This window comes from Candidatus Spongiihabitans sp., assembly GCF_965247905.1.
GTDB lineage: Bacteria > Pseudomonadota > Gammaproteobacteria > Arenicellales > Poriferihabitantaceae > Spongiihabitans.
On the sequence record NZ_OZ252047.1, the window covers coordinates 1951590 to 1973193 of the forward strand.

A 21604-nucleotide genomic window follows, 5' to 3' on the forward strand; every position below is an offset into this window, starting at 1 on the left:
CTCATCATGACAGACTCATCACGACAAACCCAACGCTTGTTTTCGTTTTTTACTCCACGACTGAATAATGCGGTCGGCGATGATGGCAATCAGCGCCATACTCAAGCCGGCGACAATGCCCTGCCCCGCATTGGCGCTACTCAGCGCGATATAGACCGATTGGCCCAATCCTTTGCTGCCGACCAGCGCGGTGATTACCAGCATCGCCAGCGCAAATAATATCGTTTGATTGATCCCGAGCATCACTTCCGGAATGGCCAGCGGCATTTTCACTGCCCACAACAATTGCCGCCGGGTACAGCCCATGGACTGCGCCGCTTCCACAGTCTCCTGAGGCACATTACGCAAACCATGTTCGGTATATCGAATTGTCGGGACTATGGCATAGGCGATGATTGCCAGAAATGAAGTGAATTCCCCGATTTGAAAAAACATCAGGAATGGAATCAAGATGACGAACAGCGGCATGCTTTGCAGGGTGTCGTTGATTGGGCGCACAAAATTAGATACCCGTTGATTCTGGCTTGCCCATATCCCGAGCCCGCCGCCGAGCAGCAAGCATACGACCACCGCGGCCAGACACATATACACCGACAGCATCGCCTGCGGCCAGACCCCGGAAAACAACATGAACAGCCAGCCAAATAACGATAGTGCTGCAACCTGAGGCCCGCCAACCTGCCAGGCCAATAAGGTGATAATCAATACAAATGCCATCCATGGGAGTGCGGTGATTCCAAAGTAGAGCAGTCCGCCTATGACGACGACCATGACCGCCGACTGCCAACTGCGTTTGACAAACAGCCAGCCAACCAGCGCGGTCAACACCACTGCATACCCGGATATTATTGCCGGGGTCAGCGAAAACCCCCAGGAAAACGGCGATATTGCTTGGGTAAAACCAACTTTAAGCGGCAACAGGTAATAAAAGAATATCGTTTCTTTGATTGCGTCAGTGACGTTCGAATAATTGGCGGTTATGAAGCGCAAGCCATCATTAATGGAATCCGCAGGATAAAAAATCCACGCTTCCGGAAAAACGCGCAGCATCGGTATAAATAACGAAAGCAAGGTAAAAATCATCATCAAACCAAAAGCGGATAGCCAAGGCTTTAATCTTTCCGCCCGGCTAAGATGTTGTCTCTCAACGGCGCGCGTTCTATCGGTAAAGCCCCAACTGATTCGGTCCAGCACCATCGCGATCAATGCGATTACGGTCCCGGCCAGTAAACTCTGGCCGAACTGAGCCTTGCGCATGGTGCTGAGCACTTCCCAACCTATATCGGCAGAGCCGCCGATGATGGCCGCAATAATCACCATGCTCAGCGCCGCCATGGTGGTCTGATTCACCCCGACCATGATATTGGGCAACGCACTCGGTATTTGCACCCACCAAAAAAGCTGTCGCTTGGTGGAACCGGACATGATGCCGGATTCAAGCACATCGCTCGGCACTTTTTGCAGCCCCAAAATGGTATTACGCACCATCGGCGGACAAGCGTAGATTGCGCTGGCGACCACGCCGACCACCGGCCCGAACCCGAACAACAACAGAATGGGAATCAGGTAAGCGAAAGTCGGTATGGTTTGCATCAAATCCAATATCGGTTGGACGATTTTATTGATGTTCGCGGATTTATACGCGCCGACAGCGAGCACCAAACCCGCTGCAATGGCCAGGGGAATGGAGACGAATACGATGCCGAGCGTATTCATGCTCGGCAGCCAATAGCCGGTGAGCACCATATAGAAAAGCGCAAGTCCGGTGAACAGCGACAATCGCCAACCTGAAGAAACATAGGCAAGCACGCAAAAACCGGCCATGGTTGCAGGCCAGGGAAGCCACTGCAATAGTCCCTGAGCGCCGGCCATGGGCCAGGACAACAACCAGTTAAAGGAGCGAAACAGCCATTTGAATGCGCCGATAAACCTGTCCATGAAAACATTGATCCAATCCGCGACCGGAATGATCAGGTCAACGGGCAGCGTGACCAGCCAGGCAACTTGGTCGCGCAAAAGCAGGCACACGGAAGTTATCAGGATAACCGCTATCCAAGGCACAACGCCCTGGTAATTCTGCCTGGATAATTTGGCTCGCATCAGCCTTGGTCAGGGGCGGCGGCCATGGCATTGACCACCAACTGAGGGGTGACGATGCCGATATCCACGCCGTCGCGTTGCACAATCAGCCCCTCGGGATGGTCATTAAAGCCGGGCATGATGCTTTCCAGAGTGGCCGAAGCATCAACCCGCTGGCTGATTCCGTCTGTTGACTGGTTGGCATCGACAATCTCGCCAGCGGTAATAATTCTGACTCGGGGAACATCCTTGGTGAACTCGGCGACATAGTCATCGGCGGGATTCAGCACCAGTTGCGCCGGCGCGCCTATTTGCACCACTTGTCCGTCTTTCATAATGGCGATACGGTCGGCCAGTCGCAATGCTTCAAGAAAATCGTGAGTGATAAAGACGATGGTTTTGTGCAACAACTTTTGCAAGCGCAGAAATTCATTCTGCATTTGGCGGCGAATCAGTGGGTCCAACGCGCTAAAAGGCTCATCCAGGAACCATATCTCTGGCTCCACTGCCAGACTGCGGGCGATGCCGACGCGCTGTTGCTGCCCGCCGGAAAGCTCCCGCGGGAAACTGTCTTCCCGGCCCTCCAGCCCCACCAACTGAATAACTTCCTGTGCGCGGGCGGCCCGTTTTTGCAAGTCGATGCCTTGCACTTTCAGCGGAAAGCAAATGTTCTCGAGAACGGTCAAGTGCGGCAGCAACCCAAAATTCTGGAACACCATGCCCATCTTGTGGCGGCGAAATTCGATTAACTCGTCATTGCTCAGCTTCAACAAATCCTCGCCATCCATCAGCACCTCGCCGGCGGTCGGCTCTATCAGCCGCGACAGGCATCGCACCACGGTGGATTTACCTGAACCGGACAATCCCATAATCACAAAAATCTCGCCGGTGTGAACATCAAAACTGACATTACATGCGGCGCCGATGTGATCCTTCGCCTCAAACTCCTGCCACAAAGCACGGGTATCGTCGACAGCGCCGTTGCCATTTGTGAAAAACTGGGCAGGGTTTTCGCCGTACACTTTCCATACATTACGGCAGGATATTTTGACGTTATTGTTCACCGAGTCCACTGAATGCTGCCGGTTGTTGTTTTACGCTATGATCACATTGACATAATTGAAATTATACGCCGATTCAACTTGCAAGTGTAGCAGTCAGCGCAGTCTTTGCCTTGAAGAAAATCTCGCAGAGTGTCCGAAAGCCCACCTCCCCGCCGATCTTGCCGCGACCATACAAAGCGATCCCAGGTTACGCCGGGACTGGTCATACGACGATCGTATCGCGCGAGCGGGTCAGGCGGTTGCACAGGGTGGATTTGTTGAAATCATCATCTTTCATTCCAGTGGCGCGCCATAAAGCACGCGCCCCGGCCATGGTTCTGCCGCGGGTTGTGGTCCAGGGTCGATAGTCAGGCATTTTCGTGGGTTGGTTTAAGTAAAATAATTAAAAACCCATTCTATCAAATAAGGCTTAACTGTGGCGAACTACTATATCAACTGATTTGTTTTAATAGTCTTCAATCCAGTTATTGTCATTTCACAATCATACACATAATATATGCTACAATACACATTCGAACAACATGAGATTACAAAATGCTTAATACTACCCTTAGAACCAACATTGTTTTAGATGACAATATAGTGCAAGAGGCATTAAAACTAAGCAACATAAAAACCAAACGGGCACTGATTGATGTTGCTTTAAGAGAATTTGTGAAAAATCACAAGAAAAAAACGACGTTGGAGGAATTATTAAATTCGCTGGACGGCGAAAGTCCTTTTTTTGAAGGATACGATTACAAGGCGTTAAGAGTTAATCCACATTTGCCAGACGCAAGCTAATGTATTTAGCCGATACTTCAATTTGGATTGATATATTTAATAACAAGTCCACAAAAAACATCAAAGAATTGTTTGAATTTCAACAGATTGCTCTGACTTCAGTGATTTATTTTGAGATTTTGCAGGGCTGTAAGAATCTGTCACTATTTAACAAACTGAAACAGATTTTACTTGAGCAAACTTTTTACCCATTAAAAAATAAGCAAAAAAGTTATGAAAACGCCGCGCTGATTTACTTAAAATGCCGCAAAAAAGGTATTACCATTCGTTCAAGTATTGATTGTCTGATCGCCCAATCTGCTATGGAAAATGAGTTAATCTTATTACACAATGATAGTGATTTTGTGCGAATAGCAAGTGTTATTACAACCTTAAAGCAACAATATGCGGATGGCTAATGGAATTATTATGCCAAACCTACGATGGAGAAACGTACCTTGATTTTTTAGCCGAAAAATTTAGTTTTTCTCAATTACTTAAGGCCAAGTATCGGCAATATAGACTAATTCGGCTTATTATCATTGCTAAGAAACAGGCTGCCATTCCTTGATTTTGGCAAGAATTTCTTGTTGGAACTCAATATTATTTGCAAGCCTTGCCATGCCAAGGAGAGAAAGCAATCCAAAGGCGTTTGCGAACTCGATGGCCTCAACTTTCTCTTCATCGCTATAATTCGGTTCAATAGAATCAGCGGTATTTCTTCGGCTAATTTGCATAGAGCCGCAATGCACATAGCTATTCATGAGGTTCCGAGTCAAAGCCTAATCTATCGGGATTTTTAGCAATGTTTTTATCCATTGATTTTAATCTGCGTTCTAATTTTTTAAGGTTCAAGATACTTTAAGGTATAGTGAAATGGTCATAACTAATTGTTCAATCAATGAAAAACAAGCATGTCATTCGCTGCCGAATTTCGGAGAATACATTCAGGGCGATTCCACGGCTGTTTTGCCTTGATATCGAGGCTTGCGAAGTCGCTCAAATCACTGGCATCTCTGGCCCAGGGACCAGCCGATTGTATACTCAAATCAGACAACACATCGCCGGGCAAAGCGAGCGTATGTGTTCACTAATTCATTGCTCTTTTTGTTCCTTTCCGGCGGTGTTTTAGCACCGCCCTCTCGGCCGTCATTCTCGCCGGCAGGCGGAAAGAATCGCCCTCCCTGCCGTCATTCTCGCCGAAGGCGGGAATCCAGTTAAATATCTGTCACGCGTAGCGTGACTCCTTTTGGCATCCGGCTTTGCCAGACACAAACCGGCGGCTACGCCGCAAATGAGTCCGGCTACGCCGGACAGCATATTCCACTGGATTGCCCGGCCAATAATAATATGGGCCGGGCAATGACGACCCTTATTTGTCATTCTCGCCGGCAGGCGGGAATCCAGACGCGGCGAAGCCGCCGGTTGTGTCACGCTTTGCGTGACAATTATTTACCATTGTCCTCTCAAAAGGACTCATTGCCTTCCGATTCACCATTGTCCCCCCAGCCCGTCATTCTCGCCGCAGGCGGGAATCCAGTTAAAATATGTCGTCCGGCGTAGCCGGACCCCTTTGAAAGAGTGTGAGTTTCGCTTCAATATGCGCCACGAAAATAGGTGTCAATATCTGCTGAAATCTATCCGAAATCGACCGCTTAAAGTATCTTTAACCAAAAATTATGGCATTGCTCAATAAACAAAATCTCAGTGCTTTGATTGTCTCTGGCGGTTTGTTTGCTTTTTGGGTTTAGCCAGTCAACATCTTTGAGCGCGTAGCCGTATTGGTGCATATAGGCTTGTTCGGTTTGCCTGATATTGGAACCAAACGGCGGATTGGTGATAATAAAATCAAAGTGGTTATATTGAAATCCTTTATTTTTCGTAAGCGAAAATATCCCTTGTTGAAAACGATAATGTCCGCTTCTCTGGTATATGAGCCGATTTTTACAGGAACAAAAAGTTCTATACGCTTTGGTGCGCATCCATAGACCAGGAAGAGCTTTAGAAATGATTCCGCCTATACTCGCTCCTCTGGATTGCTGTAATTCCGCCGTTTGTTTTGGTGGACGCAGGTAATGTATTATCTATCATCGTCAAATTTGATTAAGCCTTTTTCTAGTCCTTGTTGTATCCGGTTCATGGTCTTTATTCACGATAAACCAAAAGGCCAAAAAAACGGCGATATCGTTAGATACCGCCGTTATATCTCTAAAACCCCATCGGGTTTATTACATTGCCGCATCCACCCAGGGCTTCCAGGTGGCTTCATTGGCGTCAACCCATGCGGAAACAACGTCTTCCAATTTTTTGCCATCCTGATCGATGGCATTCATCATTGGAATTTGGTCGCTGTTTTTCAAGGTATAGGATGACAGCAGTTTATGCGCCGCCGGCCACTTATCCGCTAATCCGGTCCAGGCCATTTTCTTGATGTAGCCGCGCTCCCAGTCACAATCCCAAGTCGCATCAGGATTAACCCCGACTGAGGCGTCATCATTACAGCCGGCTTCAAAGGGAGGCAGGCTGACGTTGGTTAAATCCACCACCGCATGAATCCAGTGCGGCGACCAAAACATCACCAGCAACGGCTCATTGCGCGCTTCGGCACCCTGCATCTCCGCGATCAAGGCACCTTCACTGCCGGCTGGCACCGAGGTGTAATCCAGCCCCCAGGCTTTGATGCGATCCACATTGGTCGTGCCCCAATCCGCCGGATAATCGACAAAACGCCCCTTGGGATGTGTTTCCGCAGTGGCAAACGCTTCAACACAGTCATTCAAGGCTTTGTAATCGGGCAAGCCCGGACATTTTTCCTTGGCCGCATTGTTGAAGAACCAGGATTCGACCGGCACCAAACCGAGGTCGCCAATCTCCTCGACATTGCCCGATGCCAGCGCGTTGTCGTAATGCTCGCCGATATTCGAACTCCATATTTCCATGGTGGCGGAAATGGTGTTGTCCTCCATGGCCTGCAGTTGCGGGTAGTAGCCGGCAGTCACATACTCGACGTTATAGCCCATGCGTTTTAGTATTTCGCCGACGACATGGGTTGAAATATGCTGGCCGGTCCATTCATTCATGGCCAACTTGACGGGGTCGCTTGACTCGGGTACTGCCGCCTGAGCATTGGCGGTCAAACCAAACACTGCCACGGTCATTGCGGCCAAATAGAATTTTAATTTCATTGGATATCCTCCACAAAAGATATAATTGCGTGATGTAATTTGGCTGAATACTAACTATTTAGACCAGCCTTGTCCGCGTAGTATATAACATAAGTCACTGCTGTCCCATTAACTTTCACAGCAACGAGGCTTGATTGTGATTGAAGCCGGGCCTGGGGGGCCGGTGGCCACGCAAGAGCGCCATCAAGTCGCGCTTGTCGAACAAGTTAAGATGCAACACGCGGAGCATTTGTTGCATGCTTTTGCCCAGCCGCGACTGGAATTTGATGAACGCCAAGCGTAAATACACGCACAGCGCGATCCAGATTTGTGTCATCACCGCGTTATTGCTGGTGCCGATGAAAGACTTTATCTTCAGGTTTTGCTTAATCCACTTAAAGAACAATTCCACCTGCCAACGCGCCCGGTAAAGGTCGGCGACAGTCTTGGCCGCCAGTTCCAAGTTATTGGTCAAGAAAACGTAATGCTTGCCAGTCTCGGCATCGCGGTAGCCGATGCGACGCAGTGGAATGGGGTATTGTCCGGATGCTTTGGCACCGGTGAACACGATGCGCTGGTCGCAGGTTAATCCCTTGCTCTTCAACACCGCGGCGCGACCGACAACGCGATACGCCGCGTTTTTCTTGATGCGAGTGACAAAAAATATGCCTTTGTCATTCAACTGTTTATACCCGCCATAGTCGTTATATCCGCGGTCGATGGCGACTAGGCTGCCTTTTGGGAAACCCAGCGTGCGCCCGATAGCGAGGTCGCTGGTTTTGCCGTCGGTGATGGCGACGAACTCGGGCAGGCAACCGCTGTGGTTCAGCCCGACATGCCGCTTGACCGCCCCCTTGGTCGTTCGGAAATCGGCCCACGGGAAGGCCGAGAGGCACAACTCGATGGTGGTGGCATCGAGCGAATACAGCGGGTTGTTGAAACGAAACTTGTGGCCGGGCGCGACCCCTTGGCAACGTCGCAACAGTTTCCCGAACAGTGCCTCGTACAACGTATAAGGCTTGTCCCGGTTGATGCGCGCCAGGCTGGAGCGGGGACAGGCCGACGCCGCCCAAGTGATACAGTCGATGCGTCTGAGCGCCCAGGTTGTCGACGATGTCGCGCAAGCTGTCGCGGCCGGTCACCTGCGCCATGAACAGGCCGACGAACTGCGCCCAACGCGACGCGACACGGAACGAGCGGCCACTATGATGCCGTGTGGCGAGGGTCTCGAATTCATGTCTCGGCACCCATTTGAGGATCTGCGATAAAGCGGTGTTACAATGCGCCATGGTCTGATTCTCCTATTTGATTCAATAAGTTGTACGTCATCTCATTGTATCAATTCAGAGTGAATCAGACCCTCTTTTTTGCCTGTTAATGGGACAGCAGTGAACATAAGTACACAAAAGCGATGCAACAATTCGCGGCATTTCGCGGCTTTTCAATATTCCGTCCGATGGCGCGTAATATCGGCTACCATTGATACTCTGCATAAATCACTTGATTCGCATTTGACATGGCACAACAATTGGAGCGGCTACAGAACGCCAAGGTTCTGATGTACAGCCATGATAGTTTTGGGTTGGGGCATTTAAGACGCTGCCGCGCGATTGCACATTCGCTGGTCGATGCTTATAAAGGCATCTCGGTATTGATTCTTTCGGGCTCGCCGATCATCGGTCAATTCGATTTCAAGGCCAGGGTTGATTTTATCTGCATACCCGGCGTTGTGAAACTGCGAAATGGCGATTACACCTCTTTGGGGCTGCATGTTGAGGTCAATCAAACGCTGGCGATAAGAGCCTCGATCATTCAACACACCGCCGAGATTTATTCGCCCGATATCTTTCTGGTCGATAAAGAGCCGTTAGGATTGCGCGGCGAAGTCGCGCAAACACTAAAACTAATGAAACTGCGCGGCACCACCAATGTGCTGGGCTTGCGCGATATTATGGATGACTCAGAAGCATTGCAGGCTGAATGGGCCAGAAAACAAGTCGTGCCCGCGTTGGACAAGCTGTATGACGAAATCTGGGTTTACGGCAGCAAGTCCATCGTTAATCCCATTCAGGGCATCGAGCTGCCTGAATCCACGCGCAAGAAAATGCGTTATTTAGGTTACCTGAAACGGCAACTGCCGGCCAATGGCTATTTACCCAGGTACGATGGCGGGGACGATAGCAGCAAACCCTATTTGTTGATTACCACGGGCGGCGGCGGCGATGGGGAATTGATGGTTGACTGGGTAATTCGAGCCTATGAAAAGGCCGGAAAAAATGGGAATGGCGAAAATCGAATTGGCGAAAATGAATTGCTGCTAGGGCTCATTATTCTTGGACCCTTTATGCCGAAGTTAGCACAGCGTGCGTTTAGAGAACGAATCAGGAAAATTCCTCAGTTGCGCGCAAAAACCTTTGACAGCTCTATTGAAGTATTGATGGCCAATGCCGTTGGCGTGGTCGCCATGGGCGGCTACAACACATTTTGTGAAATTCTGTCTTTTGATAAAAGAGCGCTTCTTGTGCCCAGGGAAACCCCGAGAATGGAGCAACGCATTCGCGCTGATCATGCTTCTAATCAAGGTCTGATTTCGATGTTAAAGTGCGGCGACTCTGAGAATACGCAACTCATGATCGATGCATTGAAATCCTTGCCCGACCAACCGCTGCCTTCAAGCTCTGGGGCCGGGGAATTATTAAATGGACTGGAGAACGTCAATCAGAGAGTGGCCGACTTGATTAAGCATGTCGATTAAACATGTCGATTAAACATGTCGATTAAGCAGGTTGATTAAAGCGGGCTCGCTAAACGTGCCGAAAAAGATATTGCCAAAAAATATATTAGTGTATGTCCAGCATTTACTGGGCACAGGACATTTACATCGAACCGCTTTGATAACCACAGAGTTGGCGGACAACGGCTTTGCGGTAACGGTTGTGAGTGGCGGCGTTGCGGAATTAAACGATTTTGGCAAAGCGACTGTTATTCAATTACCCGCTATAAAAACGGATTCAGCGTTTACCGATTTGTTTGATGAATACGATAACCCCATAACCGACGGTTTTAAGCGATCTCGTGCCGATCGGCTGCTTCAGATATTCAATGATGCGCTGCCCGATTTGGTATTGATAGAAACCTATCCATTTGGTCGACGGCAAATGCGATTTGAATTACTGCCATTGCTGCAAGCCATAAAACAATCGGCAATAAAACAGAACAAACCCGCTCGACCGATTGTTGCCTGTTCTATCAGGGATGTTATTCAACCCAAATCCGGACACAAGCGCATACAGGAAATTCTCGATGTGCTGGATCAGTATTTTGATACTATTTTTGTCCACGGTGACAGAAGTTTTATCGAATTTGACCGCACATTTCCCGCCGCCGTGAGTTTGAAAGACAAGTTGGTTTATACCGGTTACGTTACCAAGCCGTTGGCCAGCGCAATGAAACCAACTCGTAATACAAAAAGCGTTCTGGTCTCCGCTGGCGGCGGCGCGGTTGGACAAAGGTTATATCAAGCCGCGATTGGAGCGTCGCAACTTGCACGCGGCCAAGAATATAACTGGCATATCTTGGTCGGAGGCAATGTATCCGAAGTGGATTTTGGTGCAATGCAAACTCGGCAAGCACGGCAATCGGATAATTTAAAAATTGAACGAAATCGAAATGATTTTATTGATTTACTCGGTCAATGCTCGGTTTCCGTGTCTCAGGGCGGTTATAACACTATGATGGATATACTGGTCACAAACACCCCTGCGGTGATCATTCCATTTGAAGGGCGCTCGGAACAGGCACCGGAGCAGGAACAATTAATCCGAGCGCGCGCGTTCGAAAAAAACAATATTGCAACATTGTTGAGAGAGAAAAACCTGATCGCATCGGCGCTTCTGACCGCTATTGTTGACTGCGAAAATTCCGGCAACCCGCCCGTTCCACAGAGCAAGCCACAGATCGATATTAATGGTGCCAGTTGGATGGCGGCGTTTATTAAAAATCATGGTTCAAGATACTTTAAGCGGTGATTTCGGATAGATTTTAGCAGATATTGACACCTATTTTCGTGGCGCATATTGAAGCGAAACTCACACTCTTTGAAAGGAGTCCGGCTACGCCGGACGACATATTTTAACTGGATTCCCGCTTGCGGCGAGAATGACGGGCTGGGGGGCAATGGTGAATCGGAAGGCGATGAGTCCTTTTGAGAAGACAATGGTAAATAATTGTCACGCAAAGCGTGACACAACCGGCGGCTTCGCCGCGTCTGGATTCCCGCCTGCCGGCGAGAATGACAAATAAGGGTCGTCATTGCCCGGCCCATATTATTATTGGCCGGGCAATCCAGTGGAATATGCCGTCCGGCGATGTGTTGTCTGATTTGAGTATACAATCGGCTGGTCGCCGGGCCAGAGACGCCAGTGATTTGAGCAACTTTGCAAGCCTCGATATCAAGGCAAAACAGCCGTGGAATCGCCCTGAATTTATTCTCCGAAATTCGGCATCGAATGACATACTTGTTTTTCATTTATAGAACAATTAGTTATGACCATTTCACTATACCTTAAAGTATCTTGAACCGACGTTATTAACGGCATAGCACTATTTCTTTTTTAAATTCCAGTTTTCCCGCCGCCCAGCTAAACAGGTAGCCGGTGTCATGGCGAATTTTTACCTTGTGTCTGGTTTTCATATCCCAGTCAGTAGCCAGGCTTAATACCGCTCGTATAACGCCTTTATGGGTGATGGCGCCAATGTAAGCCTGTTCCGGCAATGCGAGCATCCATTGATGAACGCGCTGACCAACTTGCCGAGGCGTCTCCCCGCCGGGCGGCTGCAGGTCCAGTCCTTGGTCTTCATTTTCCAGCATCGCCGAGGCGTTTATTTTGCGTAAATCGTCGAGTGTTTTGCCCTCCCAGTCACCCCAATTCATTTCGATGAGCGCAGGACACACCAAACAATCTTTCAAGCCAAGCAGTTCGGCGGTCTGTCGCGCGCGCATTAAAGGACTGACATACCACTGCGTTATATCGGCCGGTATATTCCAACTCAAAACCTGAGATTTCCCGGCATCGGCAAGCGCAATATCGGTTCGGCCTTGAAGTTTTTTCTGGATATTCCACTCGGTTATGCCGTGGCGTAAAAACAGGATGTGCATCATTCAATCAGGCGCACCGTTACAGCCAACATGGTTACAAATGGCATTGATATTACTCACAGCAGTAGGGTAACTGTGCTTGGATATAAACTTCTTTATGGCCGCGGCAGCCATATTCTTACGCCGATTTTCATCCCGGATTAATTTTGCCAAAGACTGGGTAAACTCATTCCGATTGTCCGGATTGGTGACATAACCCGTTCTATTATGTTCGACAATACTCGAGACCCCGCCATAATTCTGCACCACTGCTGGCAATCCTGCGGCGAGGGCTTCCAGCAACGCCAAACCGTAGGCTTCATTGACCGCGGGCCAGGCAAAAATATCGCCGACGACCAGCCATTGATGAATGGATTCGCGACCCAGTTCGCCCATGAAAAAACAGTTCGCGGCGAGCGGCTTGAAAAAGTTTTGTATCTGATCAAAATTTTCGCCACCACCGATTGCAACCCATTGCCACAAGTCCATATCAATTTGGCTCAATGTTTCAGCCAGTTGTTTATATGAAGTGGATTTATCCCCGGCGCGCATCATCGCAACCGTGATCAACCAAACCTTATTTGAATCAAGATGGTAACGCTCGGCAAATTGTTTTCTTAGCGCGGGTTTTGTTAGCGCGGAAACATGATACGGCTGCGCGGGGCGTTCATCCAAAAAAGGGCTGAGCAATTCGATTGACTGTGAAGATTTTAACAGTGGCTTGAGACATTCAACATCCATCGGATTGAAGGCGATAATGGTTTGGGCTGTGCGGATGCATTTTAAGGTTTGCTGGTGACCGATGCGCCAGCGGCCATGAACTTGTTTCGGCGCAAACGAAGCTTCGGCGATCAGGTATGGAACATGCAGTCTATTGGCTAACTCGACGCCAATCCAGTCCGGCGCTTTGTGATAAACATGGTAGACGAATATCAGTTCTGGCGGGCGATTTGTTTGATAATAATTTGTTAATCGCTCAACCTCTTTTTGCGCCGATGCGATTGTTTTTTCTTGCGCCGATTGCACGCCCTTGCCTTCCCAACTGCGCAACTCAGACAGAATTTCGACTTCGTGCCCGCATGAAGTCAATGCCTTAATCAACAACCCGGCCATTGCCCTGTCGCCGGACGCAACCGGGTGATTCGGGGATTTTAACGGTGCGTAGAATCCAATCTTCATTTATGCGCTTGCATTTTATAGGGACCCTATTTAAACCGCTCTACCAAGCGTCCGATATTGGCGTCCAGTGCGAAATTGTTGCGGACTGTTTGGCAGCCTTGTTTCCCAAATTTCATGCGCAGTTCGGGTGATTGAATTAAACGGATTATTGCCCGTGCCAAAGCGCTTGCATCTTCGGCTGGCACTAAAATTCCATTGACTTGATCCTCAATGATTTCTGGAATCCCGGATATATTTGTCCCGATACAGGGCAAAGCCTGGGACATGGCCTCCATTAAAACATTCGGCAAGCCATCTCTATCGCCATCAGAATCAATCCGCGAGGCCAAGATGAAAATGTCGGATTGCTGATATTGAACGAGCACCTGTTCAAAACTTTTTGCGCCAAGCCACTTTATTTTATGTTCAATTTCCAGTGCTGCCGCCTGCTGTTTGAGTTGGTCCAGTAACGGCCCCCCGCCGACATGCGTAAAATTCCAGCACAGTGTTTTGGGCAACGCGCTCAGGGCATTGAGCAAGACATCATAGCCCTTTTTATTGACCGCCCGGCCCACAGAAATGAGTTGCACGCACTTATCTTCATCGGCGTTATTTTTATCCTTATTATTTTTGTTATTGGCGTTTGCGTTGCTATGACGTTTGGGTTCAGGGAAACGGGTTAAATCCAGGCCGTGGTAAAGCAAACAAACCTTGTTACCGGGATTGCCCTTCTTTGGATTGCTCAGCGCGCGTAAATAATCAGCGTTGGATTGAGTGCAGGTCACCAACCACTGTAGTTCGGATAATTTTTCCTTGATCTCCCATTGCGGTAAAGTCCATATATCTTTTGCATGGGCCGAACAACTCCACGGCATATTGGTCAGATGGCTGGCATAGCGTGCAACCGATGCCGGCGTATGCAAAAAATGCACATACAGCCATTCACGATCAGGGTCGATTTCTCTGGCAAGCACTAAAGCCTGGCCGAAGCGACGACATCGATTGGGAGTAAAGTCTCTTGCCAGGTCTTTAAGGAACAAGCCGACAACCTGGTAAAATCTCCGGTCAAACAATGCACCAATGAACGCGCTCATCACCCGCACTGGATGCCGATAAAGATATTCAGGCAAATAATGAACTTTCGCTTTAATCTTTTTATGAATCGGATGAACCTCAGCATCGGTAGGATGCCGCAACGAATAAATGACAATATCAACACCCGCGTTTTCCAGCGCATGGATTTCCTGTGCGATAAATGTCTCAGAAAGACGAGGATAACCCTTTAGAATACAGGCAATTTTTTTCATAGTGTTTATAATAACTTATCGCCATAATATTTTCCTTAAAGCATTTTGAATCATACTAATTAAGCACTCAGTCAAATAGGGGAAGCACATACAAAACGCTAACATCCCTTTTCTTTAAGCGCAGCAAAAATCATCCCGTAGCAACAGATACAAAAATGACATTTACCGAAGATTCCAGAGTGAAGATACCTTCTATCTTGCACTTGACCCGATTAGGCAATCAATATCTATCGCTGAAAGAAACTTCATGGGATGAAAAAACCAATATATTCACTCATATTTTCAAAGACAGCATCAGGCAGATCAACCCTGAAGGTGAAAACTTTGATGCCAATCGCCTGCTGGAAGAGATTACCCTTGAACTGGATAACGAAGATTTAGGTAAGGCATTCTATGAAAGACTGACAAGTCGCTCGGGTACCAAGCTGATTGACTTTTCTGATTTTCACAAAAATCATTTCCATGTTGTTACCGAATTGACCTACAAAAACGATGATGAGGAATTTCGACCTGACATTACCTTGTTAATTAACGGCATGCCGCTTGCCTTTATTGAAGTCAAAAAACCGAACAATAAAGATGGCGTATTGGCGGAACGAGATCGTATTAACACCCGTTTTAAGAATCCAAAATTTCAACGATAACCTGAATGCTTTGTTTGCCGAATCAGCCGAGTTGGAAACCGAGATCAAAAAACAGTTGGCGGGATTGAAATATGAGTAATTTGCAGCCCAAGATGAATGGAAACCGTGCGCTGTTCACCGACATAAAAAAGCTGATTGAAGATAGTCGTAATCATGTTGCACAAACCATCAATGCTGAACTGACCGTCATATACTGGAATATTGGCAACCGAGTCAATGGCGATATACTCAATAACCAACGTGCTGAATATGGCAAACAAACTGTTTTGACCTTATCACGCCAACTAACAGCAGAATTTGGCAAGGGCTGGAGCGTTCAGCAACTGCAACATTGTCTTCATTTTGCCGAGACCTTTCCCGATTTCCAGATTGTCTCTACACTGTGGAGACAATTGAGCTGGTCTCACTTCAAAACGGTAATGTACCTAAACGATGAGCTACAACGTGGGTTTTACGCTCAAATGTGTGCTGTTGAGCAATGGAGTGTTCGCGCGTTGAAAAGTAAAATAGATGGAATGCTGTTTGAACGAACTGCAATAAGTAAAAAACCAGAAAAATTGGCCAAATTGGAAATAAAGCAGTTAGCGGAAAGCGGCTCCCTTTCTCCCGACTTGGTCTTCAAAGATCACTATGTGTTAGATTTTCTCGGTCTCAAAGACACCTATCAGGAAAAAGACTTGGAAGCCGCTATCGTTCAGGACATTGAACGATTCATTCTTGAATTAGGAGTGGGATTCGCCTTTGTCGAACGACAAAAACGCATGATTATTGACAACACAGATTTTGCTTTAGACTTGCTTTTCTTTCATCGCAAACTGAATAGATTAGTGGCTATTGAATTAAAACTAGGTAAATTTAAAGCCAGTTACAAGGGGCAGATGGAACTGTATCTACGTTGGTTGGAAAAACACGAAACTGAAGCAAGTGAAAATCAGCCAATCGGCTTAATATTATGCGCAGAGGGCAATGCCGAACAGATAGAGTTAATGCAGTTGGACAAGGGAAATATCAAAGTCGCTGAATACATGACCAAGCATTTGCCGAAAACACTGCTGGCAGAAAAACTGAAACGGTTTACCGCCAAAGCCAAACAAATGATAGAACACCGGGAATGATGCAAATGTTACAGCGACAACCTGAACACCTTGTTTGTCGAGTCAGCAGAGTTGGAAACCGAGATCAGAAACGATTGGTAGGGTTTGCGGTGTGAGTACCCGAACAGTAGCCATTAGCGATATTGCTGAACTAAATCGGGACAGTTTAACTCAACAGTCAACACCAGATTCTATTTATTATTTAGATACAGGAAACATTACTAAAAATAAAATTAATGACCTCCATTATTTAGAAAAACTAAACTGCGACTACCCCAGTCGAGCAAAAAGATGCGTCCAAGATAAAAGCATAATCTATTCCACAGTTAGACCCAATCAAGAACATTTTGGTTTTATTGTTGAGCCTCACAAAAATTTAATTGTATCCACAGGATTTACAACAATTGATGTTATAGACGACAATGTTGACCCGCTATATTTATATTACTGTCTAACCAGGAAAAGCATTACGGATTATTTGCATACTATAGGCACAAATAGTGTCTCAGCCTACCCTTCAATCAATCCAGGTGACATTGGATGTTTAGTATTCGACCTTCCCAACAACAAAAGAGATCAACAAAAAATTGCGGCGGTGCTGTCAGCCCTGGATACCAAAATAGAACTCAATAATCGCATCAACGCCGAATTGGAAGCCATGGCAAAAACCCTCTACGATTACTGGTTTGTGCAATTTGACTTCCCCGACAAAAACGGCAAACCCTATAAAACCTCCGGCGGTAAAATGGTCTATAACGAAACTCTCAAACGGCCTATTCCTGAAGGTTGGTCAAATGGCACATTATGGGATATTGCAAATTATTTTAATGGACTTCCAATGCAAAAACATCGTCCCACTAGAGGTGAGTTTTTGCCCGTTATTAAAATAAAAGAAATGAACGAAGGGTACTCAGCCAAAACTGAGAGAGCTTGCCTGAACATAGATAAGAATGCGATTGTTAGTAGTGGTGATGTTCTATTTTCTTGGTCAGCTACGCTGGATGTGAAGATATGGTCTAAAAGCAATGGTGCTTTGAACCAGCATATTTTTAAAGTTACATCGAATAACTACCCACGAACATTTTATTATTTTGAACTTTTGAATTACTTAAAACACTTCAAAATGATGGCCGATAAACGAAAAACAACAATGGGACATATCACTCAGGATCATTTAAAGCAAAGCAAGATATGCATCCCACCAAAGCATCTCTTAAACAAGGTTCACACAAAGATAAACCCTATAATCGAAAAATGCCTACTCCTTGAAGAACAAATCCAAACACTCACCCAACTCCGCGACTGGCTACTTCCAATGCTTATGAACGGGCAAGTTACCGTAAAATAAAACTCAACCGACCCTTAGTTACTCAAAATCTTGCCATTCACTTTTCTCTTCAAGTCGCAACAAAGTCATAATTTTTCTTGAATGGTCGGTCTGATGACGAATTGAACTGTAATAACATTGGTACTCATCTGAATTGATATTCTCTATTCCACAATCTGTAAGATCGCACTCTTCCATTTCGCGTGATAAATCACTGTAATCGCCGTAATCTAACGTATCTTCCGGGAATTGCGCTTGCGGTAGATACCAAGACCATGAAGATGATTTGACAGGAGTCCAAGGTGTGCCATTATTTTGTACTAACAACGCACAATGTTCTTTTGACAAACTGATTACACGCCGCGCTGTTGCCTCTAAGGAAGTATTGCATTTATTGGCAATTATTTTAATCAATTCCCAACCTAAATCGTTTCTCTGAATATCGTCTTGTATTAAAAATCTTGGCATTAACAGTGATCCTGCAAATTGATTTGCCTCTTTTTCGAACTGTTTGTTACTTGAATTATTTTCTTTTAAATCGCTACTATTACATTCGGACCCAGGTTTTTTTCCAGTCTGTATATGTAGTATCACATGTCCAATTTCATGCGCTACAGTAAATAACTTTCTTTTATCTGATTGAATACTATTGTTAACCAGAATAGTTGCTTGCGATGTATCACCCACAGAAATACCACAAATATCCGATGAATTCAATCTTTGCTCTTTATATTTAACTTTAAATTCATTGGTGGATATTGATTCACAAACATTCATTGGTGAAATAGGTACTGTAATTCCTAAATCTCGAATCAATTCTTCTGCTTGTTGTCCTGGACTTGTCATGATTTTTTTGCTTTCAAACTATCTATCAAACTAAGTATAGTGACTTTATCCTTTTCATCTAATTTTTCAATATTTTGATATTTTCTAAAAAATGCTTGGGCTGTCTTAATAGTAGAATCAGACGACTTCGGCTCTGTATCGCCCGTTAATTCCTCTGTTGAGACTTTGAGCGCAAAAGCAAGTTTTCTACTCACAATGAGGGACGGTATTCTGTTCCCCGCCTCAATCTGACTAATTGCGGAGCCTGTAATACCCGCATATTCAGCCAATTTCGCTTGTGACATTTCACTTTTTTGTCGTAACTCTTTGATTTTATTGGCGATATACTTTGCCTTTTTTCGCCTATCATTCATAATATTACTCAAGTTAAATTTATTTGAAAACAGGGGTTGACATTTAGGTGAGCACCTGTATATTGTACGGACACCGATATAAATCTAATCCGATTATATCAGTAAAGTCGCCTCGCTTGTCAAAAAAGCAGGCATTCAAATAGTAACAAATAGCATATTGGAGGTACATATTATGGCTATTATTAAAGTTAACGGTAACGAGTACGATATTCAATCAGGCATAACCAAAGGGGATAATTTATATTCGCTTGCAGAAATAGTAGGCGAAGATAAACTATATTTAGATATTAAGGGTGAAGTAGATATTCCGATTGCGGCAAATGACTGCATTATTATATTGGGCGGTGAGGATTTTGCTGTTGGGAAATCTGATATTCCAGACAACCCTGAATTAAGAAAACCGATAAACCTTAATTTGAATGGTGCCAATATAGCCCTTTCAAAGCATAAGATAACAGGCAAGGAAATTAGAGAAAACGATAAAGTATTATCTAATAGCAAACTCTATGCAGATTTATCAGGATTGCCTGACCAGCCTATTGATGATAATTGCAGGTTGCTTATTAGAGATAAGGATTGCTTTATCACCATACCTGTTGCCGATGATGGAATTATAGATGTGGAGGAGTGCGCTAAAAACGACCGCAAACCACCTAAAAAGCAACGCCAATATAAAATCAAGATAGACGGAGAAAAATACATAGCAGATGCTTCGCACTTGTCAGGTAAAAAAATATTGGCTTTAGCGGGTATGACATGGCAAGAATTTGGCTTACAGCAAAAATTTAAGGGTGGTAAGCGAGAAGCTATTGCACCGGATCAAAAGATAGATTTAGCAACCCCTGAGGTTGAGCGATTTGAAACCGTTCCCAAAAGCCCACAGCAAGGATAAAAATGGATTTTGCACTGCCAGATGACGATGTTGGTTTATTAAATAACACCTTCCCAAGTAGATGGAAAACCATTGTCAGCACTGTTGAGCGTGGCATCGTCATTAGTCGTTATGCCTTGCCAGTAGGCTATACCTTGTCAGAAGTGGAGATAATGATTTTAATCCCACAAGATTACCCAATGGCGCAATTAGATATGTTCTATCTATCGCCTGATGTGGCGAAGACTAATGGCAACGCCATAGGGGCAGTGAGCAATGAACTGCATTTTAACAGACAATGGCAACGCTGGTCTCGACATTACCAATGGCAAGTTGGCATAAATAATATAGCCACTCATTTAGGGGTGGTGAAAAACGCTCTGGAGACTGAACTATTGAAATGAAATATGCTCTTTCTTTAAGTGGAAAGCAGCACCAGGAACTACAAACGCATTTATTCCAAAAAGATGGTTTGGAATCGATTGCGCTTATATTTTGTCACTGTGGTATAGGTAACGAACAAACCAAACTGGTAGCCTATAAGATCATTTTAATACTTGATGGCGAATGCGAAAGAAGTGAGACGAATATCATCTGGAATACGGAAAAACACCTCTCCCCCGAGGTTATTGAAGAAATGGACAACAACAGTTTGTGTTTGATGACTATCCATAGCCATCCTGGCGGCTTTAATGATTTTTCGAAGATCGATGATGACAGCGATAAAATTTTATTCGCCTCTGTTAATAATTGGTTTGACGATAACAGACCCAATGGTACCGCTGTAATGCTACCTGATGGTGCAATCTTTGCCAGAATTATTGATAGAAAGGGTAAATTCATTCCACTATCGCATGTCAGCATTGCTGGCAGTGAAATAAAGATACTCAGGCATAAACAAAAAGCGGGAAACATTCCAGCATTTGCTAAAAGGATTGCCCAAACTTTTGGCAAAGGCACATTTTCTCTGTTGAGTCAATTACGAGTCGGCGTAGTCGGTTGCTCTGGCACAGGTAGCGTTATGATTGAACTGTTTGCACGTAATGGTATTGGTGAGTTGGTTATTGTTGATCCTGATGAAATTGAGCAGAAAAATCTCAATAGAATATTAAATACGTCAATGGATGATGCTAAACAGGCACGCTCAAAAGTTGAGGTATTAAAAAAGGCGATTGAAAAAATGGGTTTGGGGACCAAAGTATCAATCTATCAATCTTATACCTATGATGCAGCAGTAATAGCCGCACTAAAAGTGTGCGATGTATTATTTGGCTGTGTTGATTCCGCCATCGGCCGCTACCATCTTGATTGCTTGTCATCGGCATATTTGATTCCTTATTTTGATGTGGGAGTGGGATTGTATGCCGATAAAAAGGGCGGTATATCTCAGGCAATGGTAGCTACACACTACATTGAGCCAGCGGCAACAAGTCTTTTATCAAGAGAAGTTTATACCAGCGAACAAGTGAGCGCGGAAAGTTTAAAAATAAACAATCCTGCTTATTACGAACAACAAAAAAACGAGGGGTATATTGCTGGAGTTGATGAGGATCAACCAGCGGTTCTGTCCGTCAATATGCAAGTTTCCTGTTTGGCATTTAATGATTTTATGGCGCGTATTCACAACTATCGATTAGATGATAACGATGAGTTCAACATTCAGAGAATGAGTTTAACGCACGGTTACTACGAACATGAAGAGGGCGTTAATGAAATACATCCACTATTTGCTAAAGATGTGGGCAAGGCAGATAAATCCAGTCTAGTAAAATCTATATGTCGAAATTAACTACCAAAA

Annotated in this window: 22 protein-coding genes and 3 pseudogenes; 11 read left to right on the plus strand and 14 right to left on the minus strand. The window is 45.7% G+C overall.

Translation table 11 applies throughout. The annotated features are described in order from the left end of the window. Positions 1 to 18: 18 nt before the first annotated feature. From ACP158_RS10050 to ACP158_RS10060, 3 genes are all read right to left on the minus strand, one after another. Positions 19 to 2100, minus strand: coding sequence for an ABC transporter permease (locus tag ACP158_RS10050; RefSeq protein WP_424945997.1), 2082 nt, complete (start codon positions 2098 to 2100; stop codon positions 19 to 21). Next, positions 2100 to 3005, minus strand: coding sequence for a quaternary amine ABC transporter ATP-binding protein (locus tag ACP158_RS10055; protein WP_424948448.1), 906 nt, complete (start codon positions 3003 to 3005; stop codon positions 2100 to 2102). Before ACP158_RS10055 ends, ACP158_RS10050 begins: the two co-directional genes overlap by 1 nt. A 340-nt stretch (positions 3006 to 3345) precedes the next feature. Then, positions 3346 to 3498 (minus strand): hypothetical protein, encoded by a 153-nt coding sequence (locus ACP158_RS10060; protein ID WP_424948492.1) that lies wholly within the window; start codon positions 3496 to 3498, stop codon positions 3346 to 3348. Positions 3499 to 3677: 179 nt separating this feature from the next. Here ACP158_RS10060 and ACP158_RS10065 point away from each other — a divergent pair, with 179 nt between their 5' ends. Both ACP158_RS10065 and vapC read left to right on the plus strand, forming a co-directional pair. After that, positions 3678 to 3926 carry a type II toxin-antitoxin system VapB family antitoxin gene (locus ACP158_RS10065; RefSeq protein ID WP_424945998.1) on the plus strand — a complete coding sequence of 83 codons (249 nt, stop codon included), beginning with the start codon at positions 3678 to 3680 and terminating at the stop codon, positions 3924 to 3926. Then, positions 3926 to 4324: a type II toxin-antitoxin system VapC family toxin gene (vapC, locus tag ACP158_RS10070; protein WP_424945999.1), complete on the plus strand. Its 399-nt coding sequence runs from the start codon at positions 3926 to 3928 to the stop codon at positions 4322 to 4324. Before ACP158_RS10065 ends, vapC begins: the two co-directional genes overlap by 1 nt. 126 nt (positions 4325 to 4450) lie before the next feature. Here the strand turns inward: vapC and ACP158_RS10075 are convergent, their stop codons facing one another. Continuing rightward, entirely contained in the window at positions 4451 to 4669 is a 219-nt protein-coding gene (locus ACP158_RS10075) for a DUF6988 family protein (protein ID WP_424946000.1), read from the minus strand. Positions 4670 to 4806: 137 nt separating this feature from the next. On the opposite strand from ACP158_RS10075, the pseudogene ACP158_RS10080 reads away from it, so the two are divergent. Further along, positions 4807 to 4903, plus strand: a pseudogene (locus ACP158_RS10080) (IS1595 family transposase); the annotation flags it as partial. 151 nt (positions 4904 to 5054) lie between these two features. On the opposite strand, the gene ACP158_RS10085 reads toward ACP158_RS10080, so the two are convergent. From ACP158_RS10085 to ACP158_RS10100, 4 genes and pseudogenes are all read right to left on the minus strand, one after another. Next, positions 5055 to 5339 (minus strand): hypothetical protein, encoded by a 285-nt coding sequence (locus ACP158_RS10085; RefSeq protein WP_424946001.1) that lies wholly within the window; start codon positions 5337 to 5339, stop codon positions 5055 to 5057. Between the two features lie 221 nt (positions 5340 to 5560). Further along, on the minus strand, positions 5561 to 5887 hold the full coding sequence (locus ACP158_RS10090) for an Eco57I restriction-modification methylase domain-containing protein (RefSeq protein ID WP_424946002.1): 327 nt from the start codon (positions 5885 to 5887) through the stop codon (positions 5561 to 5563). Between the two features lie 246 nt (positions 5888 to 6133). After that, positions 6134 to 7090 carry an ABC transporter substrate-binding protein gene (locus ACP158_RS10095; protein WP_424946003.1) on the minus strand — a complete coding sequence of 319 codons (957 nt, stop codon included), beginning with the start codon at positions 7088 to 7090 and terminating at the stop codon, positions 6134 to 6136. Between the two features lie 115 nt (positions 7091 to 7205). Then, positions 7206 to 8358 (minus strand): annotated as a pseudogene (locus tag ACP158_RS10100) (IS4 family transposase). 227 nt (positions 8359 to 8585) lie between these two features. On the opposite strand from ACP158_RS10100, the gene ACP158_RS10105 reads away from it, so the two are divergent. Further along, positions 8586 to 9824, plus strand: a complete 1239-nt coding sequence (locus ACP158_RS10105; protein ID WP_424946004.1) for a glycosyltransferase family protein — start codon at positions 8586 to 8588, stop codon at positions 9822 to 9824. A gap of 70 nt (positions 9825 to 9894) precedes the next feature. After that, positions 9895 to 11097, plus strand: a complete 1203-nt coding sequence (locus ACP158_RS10110) for a glycosyltransferase family protein (RefSeq protein ID WP_424946005.1) — start codon at positions 9895 to 9897, stop codon at positions 11095 to 11097. Here the strand turns inward: ACP158_RS10110 and ACP158_RS10115 are convergent. Genes ACP158_RS10115 through ACP158_RS10130 form a run of 4 tightly spaced genes read right to left on the minus strand, consistent with a single transcriptional unit; the run spans position 11070 to position 14671 of the window. Beyond that, positions 11070 to 11597, minus strand: coding sequence for a hypothetical protein (locus ACP158_RS10115; protein WP_424946006.1), 528 nt, complete (start codon positions 11595 to 11597; stop codon positions 11070 to 11072). The genes ACP158_RS10110 and ACP158_RS10115 overlap by 28 nt on opposite strands. A gap of 60 nt (positions 11598 to 11657) precedes the next feature. Continuing rightward, a complete protein-coding gene (locus tag ACP158_RS10120) occupies positions 11658 to 12230 on the minus strand; it encodes a histidine phosphatase family protein (RefSeq protein WP_424946007.1) in 573 nt (190 codons plus the stop codon). Further along, a complete protein-coding gene (locus tag ACP158_RS10125) occupies positions 12231 to 13385 on the minus strand; it encodes a glycosyltransferase family 4 protein (RefSeq protein ID WP_424946008.1) in 1155 nt (384 codons plus the stop codon). Positions 13386 to 13411: 26 nt separating this feature from the next. Beyond that, the gene (locus ACP158_RS10130; protein WP_424946009.1) at positions 13412 to 14671 is read right to left on the minus strand and encodes a glycosyltransferase family 4 protein; all 1260 of its coding nucleotides are present in this window, start codon (positions 14669 to 14671) and stop codon (positions 13412 to 13414) included. A 155-nt stretch (positions 14672 to 14826) separates the two neighbouring features. On the opposite strand from ACP158_RS10130, the pseudogene ACP158_RS10135 reads away from it, so the two are divergent. The 3 genes and pseudogenes from ACP158_RS10135 to ACP158_RS10145 form a co-directional block, all read left to right on the plus strand. After that, positions 14827 to 15312 (plus strand): annotated as a pseudogene (locus tag ACP158_RS10135) (type I restriction endonuclease); the annotation flags it as partial. A gap of 74 nt (positions 15313 to 15386) precedes the next feature. Next, positions 15387 to 16430, plus strand: coding sequence for a PDDEXK nuclease domain-containing protein (locus tag ACP158_RS10140; protein ID WP_424946010.1), 1044 nt, complete (start codon positions 15387 to 15389; stop codon positions 16428 to 16430). Between the two features lie 91 nt (positions 16431 to 16521). Further along, positions 16522 to 17757 (plus strand): restriction endonuclease subunit S, encoded by a 1236-nt coding sequence (locus ACP158_RS10145; protein ID WP_424946011.1) that lies wholly within the window; start codon positions 16522 to 16524, stop codon positions 17755 to 17757. Between the two features lie 18 nt (positions 17758 to 17775). Here ACP158_RS10145 and ACP158_RS10150 read toward each other — a convergent pair whose 3' ends face one another. Next, positions 17776 to 18582: an ImmA/IrrE family metallo-endopeptidase gene (locus ACP158_RS10150; RefSeq protein WP_424946012.1), complete on the minus strand. Its 807-nt coding sequence runs from the start codon at positions 18580 to 18582 to the stop codon at positions 17776 to 17778. Beyond that, positions 18579 to 18947: a helix-turn-helix domain-containing protein gene (locus ACP158_RS10155; RefSeq protein WP_424946013.1), complete on the minus strand. Its 369-nt coding sequence runs from the start codon at positions 18945 to 18947 to the stop codon at positions 18579 to 18581. Before ACP158_RS10155 ends, ACP158_RS10150 begins: the two co-directional genes overlap by 4 nt. Positions 18948 to 19107: 160 nt before the next feature. Between ACP158_RS10155 and ACP158_RS10160 the strand changes: the two genes are divergently transcribed. From ACP158_RS10160 to ACP158_RS10170, 3 genes are read left to right on the plus strand one after another with little or no spacing between them, the layout of a single operon-like run. After that, positions 19108 to 19827, plus strand: coding sequence for a multiubiquitin domain-containing protein (locus ACP158_RS10160; protein ID WP_424946014.1), 720 nt, complete (start codon positions 19108 to 19110; stop codon positions 19825 to 19827). A gap of 2 nt (positions 19828 to 19829) precedes the next feature. Beyond that, entirely contained in the window at positions 19830 to 20210 is a 381-nt protein-coding gene (locus tag ACP158_RS10165; RefSeq protein WP_424946015.1) for an E2/UBC family protein, read from the plus strand. Next, entirely contained in the window at positions 20207 to 21595 is a 1389-nt protein-coding gene (locus tag ACP158_RS10170) for a ThiF family adenylyltransferase (RefSeq protein ID WP_424946016.1), read from the plus strand. The genes ACP158_RS10165 and ACP158_RS10170 overlap by 4 nt, the downstream gene beginning before the upstream one ends. Positions 21596 to 21604 lie beyond the last annotated feature (9 nt).